General features: G+C 70.0%; 2 protein-coding genes. Both read right to left on the bottom strand.

The window, feature by feature from the left end:
* Window positions 1-863: 5-deoxy-glucuronate isomerase (iolB, locus tag ACWD4O_RS48760; RefSeq protein ID WP_451289596.1), on the bottom strand; the 863-nt coding region annotated here is incomplete at its 3' end.
* A partial coding sequence (locus tag ACWD4O_RS48755; protein ID WP_451289595.1) for a Cgl0159 family (beta/alpha)8-fold protein occupies window positions 860-1,303 on the bottom strand: 444 nt, incomplete at its 5' end. The genes iolB and ACWD4O_RS48755, both read right to left, overlap by 4 nt.

Raw genomic sequence — 1,303 nt, 5'->3', positions numbered from 1 at the left:
TCGAAGGGCAGCCGGTCGTCGACGTCCTGGGTCTTCCAGGTGTCGCGGACCCAGCCGTGGGCGGGGTCGTCGCAGATCAGCCAGGCGCGGTCCTGGCCGGGGCCTGCCATGACGTTGAGGTAGTAGAGGTCGTAGCCGGGGGCGGCGATCGAGGGTCCGTGCCAGCCGTGCGGGATGAGGACGGTGTCGCCGGAGCGGACCTCGGCGAGGACGTCGATCGGCCGCTCGGGGGTGCCGTAGACCCGCTGGTAGCCGAAGCCGTCGCTGTCCCCGGAGACCTCGAAGTAGTAGATCTCCTCCAGCTCCGACTCGACGCCGGGGCGTGCCTCGTCGTGCTTGTGGGGCGGGTAGGAGGACCAGTTGCCGCCCGGGGTGAGGACCTCGCACACCAGCAGCTGCTCGGCCTCGAACGTGCCCGGCAGGCAGTAGTTGTTGACCTGACGCGAACAGGCGCCGGCCCCGCGCAGCTCGACGGGCACGTCCTCCTTGCGCCCGTACCGAGCGGAGAGTGAGCTCCGCTCGGTACGGGCGGAGGGCAGCGCGAACGTCCCACCATGCGCGCTGCTGATGAGGGCCTCCGTCTCGCGGGGGAGGTAGGCGAAGTCGGTCGCCGAGGCGAACACCCCTGCCCGGCCTGCGAGTTCGAAGACCTTGCCCTCGACGGTGACGTTGCAGGCACCGGTCAGCGGCAGGACCAGGAACTCCGAGTCACTGGTCGAGACTGAGTGCGCCTCACCCGGAGTCAGGGTCAGGATCCTGAGGCCGGAGTATCCCCAGCCCGCCGACTCCGGCGTCACGACGAGGTCGTAGGGACCATCGGCGGCGGTCCCTTTGGGCAGGTGGTACTTGCTCGTTCCGTTCACAGCAGGCTCACCGCCTTGTCCACCGCACCGGCCACATCGCCGTTGGATGGGTAGAGCAGCGAGCGGCCCACGACCAGACCCTGCGCGGTGGGCTGCTTGAGGGCCTTGCCCCAGGACGCGAACGCGGCCTCCGCGTCCTTGACCTCGCCGCCCAGCAGCAGCGCCGGCAGGGTGGAGGAGGCCAGGACGCGCTCCATGTCCTCCACGACCGGCAGCTTCAGCCAGGTGTAGGCGGTGCGCCGGCCCAGTCCCGAGGCGATGGTCACCGACTTGACGACCGCGTCGGTGGACAGGTCGTTGCGGATGCGGCCGTCCTGCCAGGAGGACAGGAACGGCTCGACCATGGCGATGAGCTCACGGTCGTTGAGCTCGTTGACCGCCCGGGCGGTGTTCTCCAGGACGGAGGGGGTGGCGGGGTCGTCGAGGGCGATGCGGGTGAG

It is taken from the genome of Streptomyces sp. NPDC002623 (genome assembly GCF_053592635.1).
The sequence above is the reverse complement of the archived record's forward strand: the minus strand, read 5'-3'. Positions and strand labels throughout refer to the sequence as shown.